Source organism: Maritimibacter sp. DP1N21-5, assembly GCF_019218295.1.
In the GTDB taxonomy this organism is placed as follows: Bacteria; Pseudomonadota; Alphaproteobacteria; order Rhodobacterales; family Rhodobacteraceae; genus Maritimibacter.
In genome coordinates this window covers 101,743-117,116 of sequence record NZ_JAHUZF010000006.1, presented here as the reverse complement: position 1 = coordinate 117,116, position 15,374 = coordinate 101,743, and the positions used below count along the sequence as shown (strand labels likewise).

The window sequence follows — 15,374 nt, the reverse complement described above, 5'->3', positions numbered from 1 at the left end:
CCTTTACCGGCTGCGGAACCACGCCACGAAGGGTGCGGCGACGATGTACATGAGGATACCATAGACGCCCGAGGGCAGGGCCATGGCGCTGAAGCCCTCTGACTGGCCCGAGATCAGGGCGGCGAGGGTGATGCCGAGGGTGGCGTTCTGGATACCTGTCTCGACCGAGATGGTCTTGGCCTGGTCCCAGGGCAGGGCGAGTGCCAAGGCGAGACCCAGGCCTATGATGAGGAGCGCTGCGTTCAGGACGATCAGGGCGGGGCCGAGCGTGCCGAGATTGCCGATGAACACGTCCCAGTTGGCGGCAAGGGCGGCCACCACGATGATGATGAAGAGCAGGGTCGCAAGGCGCGACAGGAACGGCTCGATCCGGATGGCGAAGCCGGACGCGAAGCGGCGGATCAGGACACCGATCAGGACAGGCAGTGTCACGATGATGAAGACCGAGATGGCGAGACCGGTCACCGACACGTCCGGTGCCGCGTCACCCATGAAATGCACGACCGACCAGGCGGCGAGAATGGGCACGGTCAGGATGCTGAGCAGGCTGACCACGGCGGTGAGGGAGACGGAGAGGGCGACGTCACCCTTGGACAACCGCGCGATCATGTTGGACGTCACCCCGCCGGGGCAGAAGCTGAGCAGCATGAACCCCACGGCGATTTCCGGCCCCAGGCCGAAGCCGAGGACAATACCGTACGTGACCACAGGCAACAGAAGGATTTGTGCGATGGCGCCGATGGCGAAGGCCTTGGGCGTGCGCAGGACGCGGCCGAAATCGGCGAATGTCAGGCCGATGCCAAGGCTGAGCATGATGATGGCCAGCGACAGTGGCAGCACCACGTTGATAAGTATATCCATAGTCTCTCTCTCCCTGCACGCGACGTTAGACGGGACTATCGTCAACGCGCAACGTTGACCCTTGGTCAGCCGTTTTCCGAGGCGGAAAACGGACCGGAATTTTTGAAAAATTCCGGCGCCCGGTCAGAGCGGCCAGAAGACGAGGATGGCGGGGATCGACACGGCGATCACGATCACTTCAAGCGGCAGGCCGATGCGCCAGTAATCCCCGAACTGGTAGCCGCCGGGGCCAAGGATCAGCGTGTTGTTCTTGTGCCCGATGGGGGTGAGGAAGGCCGATGAGGCCGCGACCGCAACGGCCATCAGGAACGGGTCGGGCGACACGCCCAGCGTCTGTGCCATCTGGATGCCCACGGGGGCAGCGACAATGGTTGTGGCGGTGTTGTTGAGCACGTCCGACAGGCTCATCGTGACGACCATCAGCACCGTCAGCACAGCCCATGCAGGCAGGCCGTCGGTCATCGTGACGAGCCATCCGGCAATGAGTTCGGTGCCGCCCGAGGTCTCCAGCGCCGCGCCCAGCGGGATCATGGAGCCCAGCAGGACGACGACCGGCCATTCGATATGGGTGTAGAGTTCAGAGAGTGGTACGATCTTGGACAGGACATAGGCCACGACAACGAGGCCAAGGGCGATGGGCAGGTAAAGGAGACCCACGCTTGCAGCGGCGACCGCACCGGCGAAGAGGCCGATGGCGAGCCAGACCTTGTCATCGGCGGTCACGGCGAGGCCGCGTTCGGCCAGTGGCAGACAGCCGAGCCATTGGGTCACGTCCTGGCCGGTGTCGCGCGGCACCAGCAGCAGGAGGATGTCGCCGGCCTTCACTTCGGTCTTGCGGATCTGCTTGATCACGCGCACGCCCTCGCGTGACAGGCCAAGCAGCACCGTGTTGTGCCGCCAGGCCAGCCCGACCGATTGTGCTGTGCGTCCGACAAGGCGGCTGTGTTCCGTCACGACAACTTCAATGATCTCGACGCCTTCTCCGGCGGCGTTCAGCCGTTCTTCGCGGGCGGCATCGGCCACGGCAAGGGCGGTTGCGCTGCGAAATTCGTCGAGCGCGTCGGGCGTTGCTTCGATGACGAGCGCATCGCCCGCACGCAGGACCGCGTTCAGGGCGCGGCCATAGCGCCGCTTGCCGTCGCGCAGAAGGCCCACGATGGCGACGTCGGTCTTTTCAGCAACCTCTTCCAGTTCCGCGAGACGCTTGCCGATATGTTTGCTGTCCTCGGGTACCATCAGTTCGGCGACGTAGCTTGCCAGATCCTCGAGTTCGGCTGTCGCGTCCGCGCGCGCGGGGATCAGGCGCCAGCCGATGAGCGCCACGAAGGCGAGCCCGGCGATGGCGGCGACACCGCCCACGGGGGCGAAGTCGAACATGCGGAAGGGTTCGCCAAGCGCATCCTCGCGGATGGTGGCGATGATGATGTTGGGCGGTGTGCCGATCAGCGTGACCATGCCGCCGAGGATGGTGGCGAAGCTGAGGGGCATGAGGCTGAGCCCCGGGGTCCGCCCGGCCTTTCGCGCGGTCTGGATGTCGACCGGCATCAGGAGGGCGAGGGCCGCCACGTTGTTCATGAAGGCCGAAAGCACGCCGCCGATGGCGCCCATGAGCGTGATATGGGCGCCGAGGGAGCGGGACGCATCGACCAGCGTGCGGGTGATCAGGAAGACTGCGCCGGAGCGCACGAGACCGGCGGAGACCACCAGTACCAGCGCAACCACCAGTGTGGCGGGGTGGCCAAAGCCGGAGAAGGCATCCTCGCTTGGGACCACGCCCAGGACGACGCCGAGCATGAGGGCCGAGAAGGCGACGATATCGTAGCGGAACCTGCCCCAGAGCAGCAGGCCGAAGACGGCGCCGAAAAGGGTGAAGAGGATGATCTGGTCTGTCGTCATTCGGGCAGGGTAGGGATGTGCGCGTGGCGGTGCCAGTTGTATTTCGGTCACGCGATCCGGGTGCCGCGCTGACGCGCGACGACATGTTTTAGGGGGCTCTGCCCCCGGTATCTATTTTGGGGGCTCTGCCCCCGGCGCGTGCGCGCCTCCCCCGTCGTATTTTCAGTCAGAAGAAAGGGCTAGTCAGGGAGTTGGATCGTGCGGCGCGGTGGGTGTGTCCAGTCGACTTTTGGTCCCGCGGGGACGATGCCGAGCGGGTTGCGGAGTTCTGACGGGGAGAAGTAGCCCGCCTTGTAGATGTCGGGTTTGACCGTGGCGGCGATGCCTGGGAGCGCGTAGAGCGCGCGGGCGTAGTCCCAGAGCGCCGGGTAGTCGCTGAGTTTGGCGAGGTTGCATTTGAAGGCGTAGTGGTAGGCCACATCGAAGCGGGCGAGGGTGGGGAAGAGGCGCAGGTCGGCTTCGGTGAGTGTGTCACCGGTGAGGGTGGTGTGGTCGGTGAGGTGGGATCCAAGGTCGTCGAGGGTTTTGAACAGGTCGGTGACGGCGTTGTCGTAAGCCTCTTGCGTGCGGGCGAACCCGGCGCGGTAGACGCCGTTGTTGATTTTCGTGTGGATGAGGGTGTTCCAGCGGTCGATTTCTGCCTCGTGCTCGGGTGGGCAGAGGCGGCGGGCGGGGTCGAATGTCGTGCCCAGCATCCGCACGATGTCGGCGCTTTCGTTGGAGACGATCTGTTCGGTGTGTTTGTCCCAGAGGACCGGGACCGTGATGCGGCCCGTGTAGGTGGGGCGTTGGCGGGCGTAAACCTCGTGCAGCGCTGTCGCTTGCAGCTCGGGGTCTGCGAAGGCGCCGTCGGTGTCGAAGGTCCAGCCCTGGTCCGTGCGGCGGGGTTTGGCGATGCTGATCGAGATCGCGTCCTGCAGGCCGAGGATGGCGCGCACAAGGAGGGTGCGGTGCGCCCAGGGGCAGTTCCAGGCGACGAAGAGGTGGTAGCGGCCCGGGTCGGGGGTGAAGGGGCCGTCCGGGGTGATCCAGTGGCGCAGCGTGCTTTTGGCGCGCTCGTAGGCGCCGTTTTTCGTGCTGCCGGGGCCGGGGTCTTCGGCCTCGTACACGCCGTCGATCATCACGCCCATGGGCTGCCTCCTCTTTGCGTGACTTGAAGGTAGCAGGCGGGGCGGGGCGCGCCACGCACGCAGGCTCTGCGCGGGTGCACAGGGCGGCCTTGCCCCTGTGGCGGCCGATGTCCTATAGACGCCCGGACCACCGAATTTGCGAGACAGGAGGCGCGCATGGCCGGCCACTCAAAATGGGCAAACATCCAGCACCGCAAGGGGCGTCAGGACAAGCTGCGCGCCAAGCTGTTTTCGAAGCTGTCGAAGGAAATCACCATCGCGGCGAAGATGGGTGATCCGGACCCCGACAAGAACCCGCGCCTGCGTCTGGCGGTGAAAGAGGCGAAGTCGCAGTCGATGCCCAAGGACAATATTGATCGCGCGATCAAGAAGTCGGTTGCGGGCGAGGGCGAGGATTACGAGGAAATCCGCTATGAGGGCTATGGACCCAACGGTGTTGCTGTGATTGTCGAGGCGATGACGGACAACCGCAACCGCACGGCATCGACCGTGCGCTCGACCTTTACCAAAAATGGCGGGAACCTGGGCGAGACCGGGAGCGTGGGCTTCATGTTCGAGCGCAAGGGCGCGGTGTCATATCCGGTTGAGGCGGGGGATGCTGATACAGTCATGATGGCCGCCATCGAGGCCGGGGCCGAGGATGTGGAGAGCACCGAGGATGGGCATGTGATCTGGTGTGCGGACACGGATCTGAACGAGGTGTCCAATGCGCTGGAGGCCGAGTTGGGCGAAAGCGAGAGCACCAAGCTGATCTGGCGCCCGACCACCACGACCGAGATGGACCTGGAAGGCATGCAGAAGCTGATGAAGCTGGTGGATGCGCTGGAGGATGACGATGATGTGCAGACCGTCACCACCAATTTCGAGGCCAGCGACGAGGTGATGGCGCAGCTCGACGGGTAAGCCTTTCAGCGTCGCTTTGCTTTTTCGGCGCAGAGTGACACATTTCCCCGCGCTGGCTTGCGAAGACTGTCGCTATTGATGTTGACTGCCCAAGATGAAGTTCGCCGTTCTAGCAGATATCCATGGCAATTCCTTTGCGCTGGACGCCGTGCTGCATGACATGGACGTGCTGGGCGTGACCGAGGCTGTGAATCTTGGTGATCTGTTCAGCGGTCCCATAGATGCAGCGGGTACGGCGGACCTGCTGATGGAGCGCAGCTTCCCGTCCGTCCGGGGCAACCATGACAGGTACTTGTTGGAACAGGAACGGGCGGATATGGGCCCGACGGACCAAGTGGCCTTTGATCAGTTGAGTGCGGAGGCGCTTGATTGGCTCGGTGCTCTGCCGACCTCTCGGACCGTTTTTGGCGATGTTTTTCTGTGTCACGGCACGCCCATGAGCGACACGACCTATTGGCTTGAACGGGTGGAGGCGGATGGAACCGTGCGCGCCGCGTCTTTGGAAGAAGTCGCCGCGGAGGCGGGTGATGTGGATGCCAGCCTGATCCTGTGTGGGCATACGCATACGCCACGCTGCGTGCGCTTGCCTGATGGCCGTGCCATCGTCAATCCCGGAAGTGTCGGATGCCCCGCATATGACGACGACGCCCCGGTTTATCATGTTGTGCAGACCGGGACGCCGAATGCGTCCTATGCGATCGTTGAGCGCGAGGGCCGGGAGTGGGCAGTGACCTTTCGATCCGTGCCTTATGACTTCCAAAGAGCGAGCGCGTGTGCGGTCCGATATGGAAGAGCGAATTGGGCGCGGGCGCTCGCGACGGGGTGGTTCGATAAATAACCTGATTTATGGTGCCGATGCGCGTGCGCCGGTGTGGTGGGCACTCGTCATCCTTTGAGCCTAACATCGAAAGCTGGCACTCACGAATGCAAAACGCCGCCCCGGTCCCGGAGCGGCGTTTGTGTTTGCTCTTGTGGCGCTGATCTGATGCAGATCAGAAAAACAGTTGCCGGGCCACCTGGCTCCAGCTTTGGGAGCTGTCGGCGTGGGGGGCGGGTGTCTGGCGGCGCAGGCGGCGCATCAGGCCCTTGAGGTCATTCAATCGGGTGCGCGCTGCCGCCCCGCCCGCGCGGCTTTGCACGGACAGGATCTTTTCCTGGGTTTGCAGCGCGGCCTCGATCAATTCGAGGTCCTGCTTCGTAAGATCAACGGTATGCGTATCGTCGAGCATCGGATTTCATCCTTGTTATCGTTGACCAGCATATGGGGTCTGTAAGGTCATACGCCAATCATCAAAGATCAGATCAACGTGATACCTGTGTCAGGTGACATAAGCTGGCAGTAATGAGCGCGTGTTATTGCACGCGGGTTGCAGCGATATAGGGAGTGTTCACCGGGAATGCTCTGCCTATTTGCGCAAGGCTGCTGTGCAAAAAACGTATAGCTTGGATAGGGTTGCAGCGCGCAGTTCATACGGGTAGGTCCTTGTGGCTTAAATTATGAACGGTGCCATGGCTTCTTTCGTTCCCGGATTCCTTCTGTCGTTGTCTCTGATCCTTGCCATCGGGGCGCAAAATGCGTTTGTCCTGAGACAAGGGTTGCGCGGCGCGCATGTGTTCTGGACGGTCGTTGCCTGTTCGGTGTCCGAGGTGATCCTGATCGCCGCGGGCGTCTTCGGATTTGGGTCGCTTGCCTCGGCCGTTCCGTGGTTCGAGCCGCTGATGCGCTACGGCGGAGCGGCATTTCTGTTGTGGTATGGATGGCAGAACGCCCGGTCGGCCTGGCGCGGGGGAGCCGCACTGGACACGTCGGGGACCGAGACCCAATCGCTGCGCGCCGCCGTGGGGACGGTTCTGGCGATCACGTGGCTGAACCCGCATTTTTACCTGGACACCGTTGTCTTGATCGGATCGGTGTCCTCGCAATATCCCGACCGCTTGGCGTTCGGTGTCGGCGCGTCTGCCGCCAGCATCCTGTTTTTTGTTCTGCTGGGGTATGGCGCACGGGTGATTGCACCGCTTTTCGCGCGCCCGCGCGCATGGCAGGTGCTGGACGGGATCATCGCGCTGACCATGTGGGGCATCGCGTTGAAATTGCTGTTGCTTTGACGCCTTGTGCTTGGCGGCGCTTTCGGGATTGATGGGCGCATGACGTCTTCCCCCTCTCGTCCTGTTGTTGCCATCTTCTGGATGCTGGTGACCGGCTTCTGCTTTGTCGCGGTGACGGCGCTGGTGAAGTATATGGGCGACCGCATTCCACCGGCCGAGGCGGCGTTTTTGCGGTATCTGCTGGGGCTGGTGTTCTTGCTGCCGATGCTGCCCGCGCTGCGTGAGGCGCATCTGACGGGGCGCCAGTGGAAGCTGTTCACGCTGCGGGGCGCGTTTCACACCGGTGGCGTGATCCTGTGGTTCTTTGCCATGACGCGCATTCCCATCGCCGAGGTGACGGCGATGAACTATCTGGCGCCTGTTTACGTGAGCATCGGCGCCGCGTTGTTTCTGGGTGAGCGGTTGGCGTTGCGCCGGATTGCGGCGATTGCGGTTGCGCTGATCGGGACGGCGGTGATCCTGCGTCCTGGCTTTCGCGAGGTGGCACCGGGGCATATTGCCATGCTGTTTTGCGCGGTCAGTTTTGCGGGGTCCTACCTGCTGGCCAAGATCATGGCGGATGAAGCGAAACCGGCGGTGGTGGTGGCGATGCTGTCCATCGTGGTGACGATCTGCCTTGCGCCTTTCGCTTTTGCCAATTGGGTCTGGCCGACGGGGTGGGAGCTGGGCCTGTTGTTCCTTGTCGCCTGTTTTGCGACTGCGGGGCATTACACGATGACCATGGCCTTTGCCGCGGCCCCCGTGACCGTGACGCAGCCGGTCACGTTTTTGCAGCTTGTGTGGGCGGTTCTGCTGGGGGCGCTTGTTTTCGCGGAGCCGGTGGATGTCTGGGTGATCCTGGGCGGCGCGCTGATCCTTGCCGCCGTGTCCTTCATCACCTGGCGGGAGGCGGTGCTGAAGCGCAGACCCATCACGCCGCCGAGCCCTGCCACGAAGCTGTAATTTTTTATTGATTGACGGGTCAATAAAAAACCGGCACCTTGCGCCGCATCTTTGCGAAAGGGGATGCGCGTGCCGAAACTGGGGATGGAACCGATCCGTCGGGCGGCATTGGTCGAGGCGACGATTGCCGAGATTGGCGAGGCCGGATCGCTTGATGTGACCGTGGGCCAGATCGCCAAGCGGGCGGGCATGTCGACCGCGCTGGCGCATCACTATTTCGGCGGCAAGCATCAGATTTTCCTGGCGGCGATGGGGCAGATCCTGCTTGATTTTCGCAAGGAGGTTGTCGTCGGGCTGCGCGGCGCGCGGACGCCGCGGAAGCGGGCCGAGGCATTGATCGCGGCCAGTTTTGCACCCTCGAGCTTTGCGCCTGCGACCGTTGGCGCGTGGATGACGCTTTACGCGCAGGCGACGACCCATCCCGAAACGCACCGTTTGCTTGAGCTGTACCAGCGCCGATTGCGGTCGAACCTGACCCATGCGCTGCGCGGGATCAGCAGTGATCCGCGTGGGGATGCCGAAATGCTGGGGGCGCTGATCGACGGACTTTATCTGCGAGCAGCTCTCTCCAAGGATGCATCGCGCGATGTGGCACAAGCGACCGCGCTGCGTGCGCTGGATACCTTGACGGGGGCCTATCAATGACGCGGCCCAACATCCTGATTTTCATGGTGGATCAGTTGAACGGGACGCTGTTTCCCGATGGTCCTGCTGAGTGGCTGCACGCACCGAATCTGAAAAAGCTGGCGGCGCGGTCGACCCGGTTTCGCAACGCTTACACTGCCTCGCCCCTGTGCGCGCCGGGGCGGGCGGGCTTTATGTCGGGGCAGTTGCCCAGTGCCACGGGTGTCTATGACAATGCGGCCGAGTTTCCGTCGTCGATCCCTACCTATGCACATCACCTGCGCCGGGCGGGCTATCAGACCTGTCTGTCAGGCAAGATGCACTTTGTAGGCCCCGATCAGTTGCATGGCTTTGAGGAGCGGTTGACCACCGACGTTTACCCGCCGGATTTCGGGTGGACGCCGGATTACCGCAAGCCTGGCGAGCGGATTGACTGGTGGTATCACAATATGGGGTCCGTCACTGGCGCGGGTGTGGCGGAGATCACCAACCAGCTCGAGTTCGATGACGAGGTCGCCTATCACGCGACGCGCAAAATCTATGATCTGGGGCGCGGGCATGATCCGCGGCCCTGGTGCCTGACCGTCAGCTTCACGCATCCGCATGATCCATATGTGGCGCGGAAGAAGTATTGGGATCTCTACGAGGATTGCGACCACCTGATGCCGGAGGTGGGGCCGATCCCCTATGAGGATCAGGACCCGCATTCGCAGCGTATTCTGGACGCCAACGACCGCGACAACTTCACCATATCGGATGAGGATATCCGCCGGTCGCGGCGGGCGTATTTCGCCAATATCTCCTATCTCGATGACAAGATCGGGGAGGTGCTGGAGGCGCTGGAAGGCACCCGGCAGGAGGCGGTTATCCTCTTCGTGTCCGACCATGGCGACATGCTGGGCGCGCGGGGGCTGTGGTTCAAGATGTCCTTCTATGAGGGGGCGTCGCGAGTGCCGTTGATGATTGCGGCCCCGTCGATGGAGCCGGGTCTGGTAACTGACCCCGTGAGCAATATCGATGTGTGCCCGACGCTCTGTGATCTGGCGGGTGTGGACATGTCCGAGGTGATGCCGTGGACCACCGGTCAGTCGCTGGTGCCGCAGGGGCAAGGCGTCGAGCGCACGGAGCCAGTGGCGATGGAATATGCGGCCGAGGCGTCTTACGCGCCCATGGTGTCGCTGCGCTATGGCAAGTGGAAGTACAACCGCTGTGCGCTGGATCCCGATCAGCTTTTCGATCTTGAGGCCGACCCGCATGAGCTGACGAACCTTGCGGATGTGCCTGCGCATCAGGGCACGCTTATGCAACTGCAAGCGAAAGCGGCGGCGCGTTGGGATCTTGAGCGTTTTGACGCCGACGTGCGCGCATCTCAGGCGCGGCGCTGGGTGGTGTACGAGGCTTTGCGGCAAGGTGGGTACTACCCCTGGGACTACCAGCCGCTGCAGAAGGCATCGGAGCGCTACATGCGCAATCACATGGATTTGAATGTTCTAGAGGAAAATCAGCGGTTTCCCCGCGAAGAATAAACCATCGCATGAAGACCCTTGGCGTGGGCAGACGATGGGTTCTTAGGAAGCGCCACAGCCAACGGGTCAACATGGAGGGACCTTTTATATGCTTACGACGATTCTTTCATTCGGTGTGCTGCTGGCCTTTGTGCTGGTCGGCTTCGTCACCATCAAATACTGGAGCGTGCGCCTGACCGGGCCGCAACCGGTCAGCCTGTTTGTCTTTATCGCGATCCTGTTCACGTCCGGTCTGGATGTCGGATTGATCATGTTCCCGATCGCCTTTGACTTTCCGCTCTATGCTGATACGGCGGCTGAACCGGCCTATGCCTTTACCAACCCGCTGGCGCTGGAGTTTGGCTTCTGGGGCTTTCTGATCTGGGCGTTCTACTTCCTGACAGCGTTCTATTTCTGCGCCATCGAGCCGCGCGTGAAATTCTTTGAGAACGGCATCGTGAAGCTGATCAACAACATGGTGATCATCACCACCTGCGCATTCACCGGCGCGCTGTTCCTGATCTACATGCCCTATTACATCCCCGAAGTGGGTGATGGCGAAACGGTGATCCCGGCGTTTTATGTCATTTGTTTTCTGGTGATCCTGGCGGCGAGCTATTCGTCCACCGACATCAAGTACGTCAAGATCCTGTCAGTCGCGTCGACCCTCGTGTTCTTTGCCCTGATCATCGGCATGTGGGCCAATGCGCGCATGGGCTTTGGCGAGTTCCTGTCCACCGGCAGCAACATCGGCGGCTACTTCGCCAACATCCACAAATTCGTCATTCCGCTAACGGATTATCACGAGTTCTACCTGTTCTGGTGGTTCGCCTGGTCGATCATGATCGGTCAGTTCACGTCCCGTTTCGTGGGCGGGCTGGCGACATGGCAATTGCTGGCCGCACTCCTGATCTTTCCGTCGATCCCCTTGGGCATCTGGTTCACGGTGGCCTATTGGTATCACCTGAACAGCATCGATATGACCGGGCTGGTCAACTGGTCGATGACCGTTGTGGGCATCCTGTTCGTCATCAACTCGTTTGACTCGCTGATCCGGCTTTACACCGACAACCTGAACGTGACCGCCGACTGCTACGGCAAGGTGCAATACGTGCTGGGCAACGCCGCACTGCTGTTCGTGCTGACCCTGCTGTTCCAGAGCCAGTGGTTGCAGATCCAGTGGGTCGGGACCGCCGTCATCGGGATGTATGTGGCGTGCCTGGCCTGGGTGCTGACCCGCCGCGATACGCTGGGTGATTTGCGCAGCGTGCACGCGGCCCCCGCAGAATAGACATCGCGTGGGCGACGGGTTTCATCCGCCGCCCCGTACAACACCAAGAGGATTTGAATGCAGACCCAACCGACAGCAAGCCACTATATTGGTGGCGCTTATGTGGAAGATACGGCGGGCACGCCCATCGACGTGATCTATCCGGCGACCGGAGAGGTCATTGGCCGCGTGTATTCCGCGACGCCTGCGGTGATAGATCACGCCCTGACATCCGCGCGGGCAGCGCAGGCGGAGTGGGCGGCGATGACCGGTACGGAGCGGGGCCGCATCCTGCGCCGTGCTGCCGACATCCTGCGCGAGCGGAACCACGATCTGTCGGTGCTGGAGACCTATGACACCGGCAAGCCCTATCAGGAGACAAGCGTGGTCGACGCCACCAGCGGGGCGGATGCGCTGGAGTATTTTGGCGGTATGGCCGCGACCTTGACGGGCGAGCACATCCCGCTGGGTGAGGATTGGGTTTACACCCGTCGTGAGCCTTTGGGTGTGTGCGTCGGGATCGGGGCGTGGAACTACCCGACCCAGATTGCCTGCTGGAAGAGCGCGCCTGCGCTCGCCTGCGGCAACACGATGGTGTTCAAGCCGTCCGAGACGACGCCGCTTTGTGCATTAAAAGTGGCTGAGATCCTGCACGAGGCGGGGGCGCCTGCGGGTGTCTATAACGTGGTGCAGGGGCTGGGCGATGTCGGCGCGGCGCTGGTGTCGGACCCGCGTGTCGACAAGGTGTCGTTGACAGGTTCGGTGCCGACGGGCCGCAAGGTTTATGCTGCCGCCGCGGCTGAGATGAAGCATGTGACGATGGAGTTGGGGGGCAAGTCGCCCCTGATCATCTTTGACGATGCGGATCTTGAGAATGCGGTGTCGGGGGCGATCCTGGGCAACTTCTATTCCTCAGGGCAGGTCTGTTCCAATGGGACCCGCGTCTTTGTGCAGTCGGGGATCAAGGAGGCGTTTCTGGCGCGTTTGACCGAGCGGCTGGGCGCTGCTGTGATTGGTGATCCGCAGGATCCCGAGACGAGCTTTGGCCCGATGGTCAGCGAACGGCAGATGGAGATCGTGCAGGGCTACATTGCCAAGGGACAGGACGAAGGCGCACGGCTTGTGACCGGGGGCGAGCGGCTGGAGCGGGACGGGTTCTTTCTGGAGCCGACCGTTTTTGCCGACGTGACGGACGACATGACCATCGCGCGGGAAGAGATTTTTGGCCCGGTGATGGCGGTGCTGGATTTCGAAGACGAGGCCGACGTTATGGCCCGCGCCAATGACACGGAATTTGGCTTGGCCGCAGGTGTGTTCACAAGCGATCTGACCCGAGCGCATAGGGTGGCCGCCGGGTTCGAGGCGGGGACCTGTTTCATCAACAGCTACAACGATGCGCCGGTTGAAGCGCCCTTTGGTGGGGTCAAGGCCTCGGGCGTGGGGCGCGAGAATTCGAAGGCGGCGATCGAACATTATAGCCAGGTGAAGTCGGTTTATGTGCGCATGGGCGATCTGGAGGCTCCGTTTTGATGGGTCGGGACGCCCTTTTTTGGAGCGCGCCCGCCCACCCACCCCGCACTCCGAAAAAGGGCGGGCAGGGGGCAGATGCTGCGCTGTTTGAGATATGTGAAGGATGTGTGCTGAGAGGTGCTTGAGGGCGCTTTGTGCGCCTCAAGACACCCTTTCAAGGATGAGATGCGATTCCCCGAAGCCTCAAGGACAAGCCGCGCCTGCGCGCGGTGCTGCGCATCCTTGACCCTTCGCGGAATCACCGGAAGGTGAGTGATGGAAGCGGATTACGTGATTGTGGGGGCCGGGTCGGCGGGGTGCGCCGTGGCTTACAGGCTGGCCGAGGCGGGCAAGTCGGTGCTGGTAATTGAGCATGGCGGCACCGATGCGGGGCCGTTCATTCAGATGCCTGCGGCCTTGTCCTATCCGATGAACATGAAGCGCTACGATTGGGGCTACATGTCCGAACCTGAGCCGCATCTGGGCGGGCGGCGGTTGGTCTGTCCGCGCGGCAAGGTTGTGGGTGGGTCGTCGTCCATCAACGGGATGGTCTATGTGCGGGGCCATGCGCTGGACTATGACCATTGGGCGGAGAGTGGCGCGGATGGCTGGGGCTATGCCGACGTGCTGCCTTACTTCAAGCGGATGGAAAGCTGGGACGGCAATGGCCATGGGGGCGATCCGGCGTGGCGCGGCACCGATGGGCCTTTGCACGTCACGCGCGGGCCGCGCCGGAACCCGCTGTTCAAGGCGTTTGTCGATGCGGGGCGGCAGGCGGGCTATGAGGTCACGGGCGATTATAACGGGCAGAAGCAGGAAGGCTTTGGCCCCATGGAGCAGACCGTGCACAAGGGCCGGCGCTGGTCGGCGGCGAATGCCTATCTGAGGCCTGCGCTGAAGCGGCCCAATTGCGATCTGGTGCGTGGGCTGGTCGAGCGGACCGAGATGACCGATGGGCGCGCAATGGGCGTGGTTCTGGCCGGGGGACAGGTGGTGAAGGCGCGGGTGGAGGTGATCCTTGCAGCCTCGTCCATCAACTCGCCTAAGATCCTGATGCTGTCGGGAATTGGGTCGGGCGCGCATCTGGCCGAGCATGGGATTGATGTGGTGGCTGACCGCCCCGGTGTGGGCGCGAACCTGCAGGACCATCTGGAGATGTATATCCAGTATGCCTCCAGCCAGCCGATCACGCTCTACAAGCACTGGAACCTGATCTCGAAGGCGATGATCGGGGCGCAGTGGCTGTTTACCGGCACCGGTCTGGGCGCGTCCAACCAGTTCGAGAGCGCGGCTTTCATTCGCAGCAGGGCCGGGGTGCCCTATCCGGACATTCAGTATCACTTCCTGCCCATGGCGGTGCGGTATGATGGCTACGCGCCAGCTGAAGGGCATGGGTTTCAAGCGCATGTCGGCCCCATGCGGTCCCCGTCGCGAGGTGCTGTGACGTTGCGGTCGGCGGATCCCGCAGACGATCCGGTGATCCGCTTCAACTACATGAGCACGGAGCAGGATTGGCAGGACTTCCGCGCCTGCATCCGGCTCACGCGCGAGATCTTTGCGCAGGAGGCGTTTGCGCCGTTTGTGAAGCATGAGATCCAACCGGGTGATGCGCATCAGAGCGATGATGAGCTGGATGAGGTGATCCGCGAACATGCAGAGAGCGCGTATCATCCGTGCGGGACCTGCCGGATGGGGCGGGCCGATGATCCGATGTCGGTTGTCGATCCGGAGGGGCGTGTGATCGGGGTCGATGCCTTGCGCGTGGTGGACAGTTCGGTCTTTCCGCGTATCACCAATGGCAACCTGAACGGGCCGTCGATCATGACGGGTGAGAAGATGGCGGATCACATTCTGGGCCGTAGCCTGCCGCGCAGCAATGACGTGCCCTGGGTGCATCCGGAGTGGGAGACGGCGCAGCGTTAAGGATGGCTGCAGGCACCGTTTGAACTCGGTCAGGTCCGTTGTCATATTAACGGAATGTTAAGACTTTGTTCGGTGCTTGTTCTATCCCTCTTGCCCTCGTTTGGGTTCGCGGATTTCAGCGGTGTCTTGCGTGTGACTGATGCCGACACGGTGGATGTGGGCGACGTCCGGGTGCGGTTGCACGCCATTGATGCGCCTGAAGTGGATCAGACGTGTGAGACAGCGGCAGGCCAGCCTTTTGCCTGCGGGACTTGGGCGACCGTGCAGGTCGAGGCGCGGTTCGGCGGGCAAACGGCCCGGTGTGAGACGCTGGATACGGACCGGTATGGCCGGACGGTTGCGAAGTGCCGGGTGGACGGTGCCGACATGGGGGCGGAGATCGTAAGCGCCGGATGGGCCTTTGCCTATCGGCGCTACGGGATGGACTACGATCTGGATGAAAAGGCGGCCTATGTCGCGGGGCGCGGGTTGCATGGTTACCGTGTGCAGTCCCCAGCCGCGTTTCGTGAGGCGCGGGGGCAGGGGCGTTTGCCACCCGACCCGGCCTGTCGGATCAAGGGCAATATTTCTGGCAGCGGGCAGATCTTTCATGTGCCGGGGCAGGAGTTCTATGATCGCACCGGTATCAACGAGGCGCGGGGCGAGCGGTGGTTTTGTTCCGAGGGGGAGGCGCTGCGGGCTGGGTGGCGGCCTGCGCGGCGTTGA

At 62.5% G+C, this 15,374-nt stretch carries 14 protein-coding genes; 10 read left to right on the top strand and 4 right to left on the bottom strand.

Translation table 11 applies throughout. The features are described from left to right. Positions 1–3: 3 nt before the first annotated feature. The 3 genes from KJP29_RS08170 to KJP29_RS08160 form a co-directional block, all read right to left on the bottom strand. Entirely contained in the window at positions 4–861 is an 858-nt protein-coding gene (locus KJP29_RS08170; RefSeq protein ID WP_218463094.1) for a bile acid:sodium symporter family protein, read from the bottom strand. 123 nt (positions 862–984) lie between these two features. Continuing rightward, positions 985–2,757, bottom strand: coding sequence for an SLC13 family permease (locus tag KJP29_RS08165; protein ID WP_218463093.1), 1,773 nt, complete (start codon positions 2,755–2,757; stop codon positions 985–987). 179 nt (positions 2,758–2,936) lie between these two features. Further along, positions 2,937–3,887, bottom strand: coding sequence for a glutathione S-transferase family protein (locus KJP29_RS08160; protein WP_218463092.1), 951 nt, complete (start codon positions 3,885–3,887; stop codon positions 2,937–2,939). 156 nt (positions 3,888–4,043) lie between these two features. On the opposite strand from KJP29_RS08160, the gene KJP29_RS08155 reads away from it, so the two are divergent. Continuing rightward, a complete protein-coding gene (locus KJP29_RS08155) occupies positions 4,044–4,790 on the top strand; it encodes a YebC/PmpR family DNA-binding transcriptional regulator (protein WP_218463091.1) in 747 nt (248 codons plus the stop codon). A 94-nt stretch (positions 4,791–4,884) separates the two neighbouring features. Further along, positions 4,885–5,628 carry a metallophosphoesterase gene (locus tag KJP29_RS08150; protein WP_218463090.1) on the top strand — a complete coding sequence of 248 codons (744 nt, stop codon included), beginning with the start codon at positions 4,885–4,887 and terminating at the stop codon, positions 5,626–5,628. 154 nt (positions 5,629–5,782) lie between these two features. On the opposite strand, the gene KJP29_RS08145 is transcribed toward KJP29_RS08150, so the two are convergent. Next, positions 5,783–6,019, bottom strand: coding sequence for a hypothetical protein (locus KJP29_RS08145; RefSeq protein WP_189369043.1), 237 nt, complete (start codon positions 6,017–6,019; stop codon positions 5,783–5,785). Positions 6,020–6,299: 280 nt separating this feature from the next. Between KJP29_RS08145 and KJP29_RS08140 the strand changes: the two genes are divergently transcribed. From KJP29_RS08140 to KJP29_RS08105, 8 genes are all read left to right on the top strand, one after another. Further along, on the top strand, positions 6,300–6,896 hold the full coding sequence (locus KJP29_RS08140) for a LysE/ArgO family amino acid transporter (RefSeq protein ID WP_218463089.1): 597 nt from the start codon (positions 6,300–6,302) through the stop codon (positions 6,894–6,896). 39 nt (positions 6,897–6,935) lie between these two features. Then, entirely contained in the window at positions 6,936–7,838 is a 903-nt protein-coding gene (locus KJP29_RS08135) for a DMT family transporter (RefSeq protein ID WP_255553509.1), read from the top strand. Positions 7,839–7,907: 69 nt separating this feature from the next. Next, a complete protein-coding gene (betI, locus tag KJP29_RS08130) occupies positions 7,908–8,483 on the top strand; it encodes a transcriptional regulator BetI (RefSeq protein WP_218463088.1) in 576 nt (191 codons plus the stop codon). Then, entirely contained in the window at positions 8,480–9,988 is a 1,509-nt protein-coding gene (gene betC / locus KJP29_RS08125) for a choline-sulfatase (RefSeq protein ID WP_218463087.1), read from the top strand. Before betI ends, betC begins: the two co-directional genes overlap by 4 nt. A gap of 88 nt (positions 9,989–10,076) precedes the next feature. Then, positions 10,077–11,258, top strand: a complete 1,182-nt coding sequence (locus KJP29_RS08120; RefSeq protein WP_218463086.1) for a BCCT family transporter — start codon at positions 10,077–10,079, stop codon at positions 11,256–11,258. Between the two features lie 57 nt (positions 11,259–11,315). Beyond that, on the top strand, positions 11,316–12,767 hold the full coding sequence (gene betB, locus KJP29_RS08115; protein WP_218463085.1) for a betaine-aldehyde dehydrogenase: 1,452 nt from the start codon (positions 11,316–11,318) through the stop codon (positions 12,765–12,767). A gap of 255 nt (positions 12,768–13,022) precedes the next feature. Next, positions 13,023–14,669, top strand: a complete 1,647-nt coding sequence (betA, locus tag KJP29_RS08110; RefSeq protein WP_218463084.1) for a choline dehydrogenase — start codon at positions 13,023–13,025, stop codon at positions 14,667–14,669. A gap of 54 nt (positions 14,670–14,723) precedes the next feature. Then, entirely contained in the window at positions 14,724–15,374 is a 651-nt protein-coding gene (locus KJP29_RS08105) for a thermonuclease family protein (RefSeq protein ID WP_218463083.1), read from the top strand.

Coding starts and splice junctions, on each gene's coding strand:
- KJP29_RS08170 (WP_218463094.1), bottom strand. CDS start 861: ATGGATATACTTATCAACGTGGTGCTGCCACTGTCGCTGGCCATCATC.
- KJP29_RS08165 (WP_218463093.1), bottom strand. CDS start 2,757: ATGACGACAGACCAGATCATCCTCTTCACCCTTTTCGGCGCCGTCTTC.
- KJP29_RS08160 (WP_218463092.1), bottom strand. CDS start 3,887: ATGGGCGTGATGATCGACGGCGTGTACGAGGCCGAAGACCCCGGCCCC.
- KJP29_RS08155 (WP_218463091.1), top strand. CDS start 4,044: ATGGCCGGCCACTCAAAATGGGCAAACATCCAGCACCGCAAGGGGCGT.
- KJP29_RS08150 (WP_218463090.1), top strand. CDS start 4,885: ATGAAGTTCGCCGTTCTAGCAGATATCCATGGCAATTCCTTTGCGCTG.
- KJP29_RS08145 (WP_189369043.1), bottom strand. CDS start 6,019: ATGCTCGACGATACGCATACCGTTGATCTTACGAAGCAGGACCTCGAA.
- KJP29_RS08140 (WP_218463089.1), top strand. CDS start 6,300: ATGGCTTCTTTCGTTCCCGGATTCCTTCTGTCGTTGTCTCTGATCCTT.
- KJP29_RS08135 (WP_255553509.1), top strand. CDS start 6,936: ATGACGTCTTCCCCCTCTCGTCCTGTTGTTGCCATCTTCTGGATGCTG.
- betC (WP_218463087.1), top strand. CDS start 8,480: ATGACGCGGCCCAACATCCTGATTTTCATGGTGGATCAGTTGAACGGG.
- KJP29_RS08120 (WP_218463086.1), top strand. CDS start 10,077: ATGCTTACGACGATTCTTTCATTCGGTGTGCTGCTGGCCTTTGTGCTG.
- betB (WP_218463085.1), top strand. CDS start 11,316: ATGCAGACCCAACCGACAGCAAGCCACTATATTGGTGGCGCTTATGTG.
- betA (WP_218463084.1), top strand. CDS start 13,023: ATGGAAGCGGATTACGTGATTGTGGGGGCCGGGTCGGCGGGGTGCGCC.
- KJP29_RS08105 (WP_218463083.1), top strand. CDS start 14,724: ATGTTAAGACTTTGTTCGGTGCTTGTTCTATCCCTCTTGCCCTCGTTT.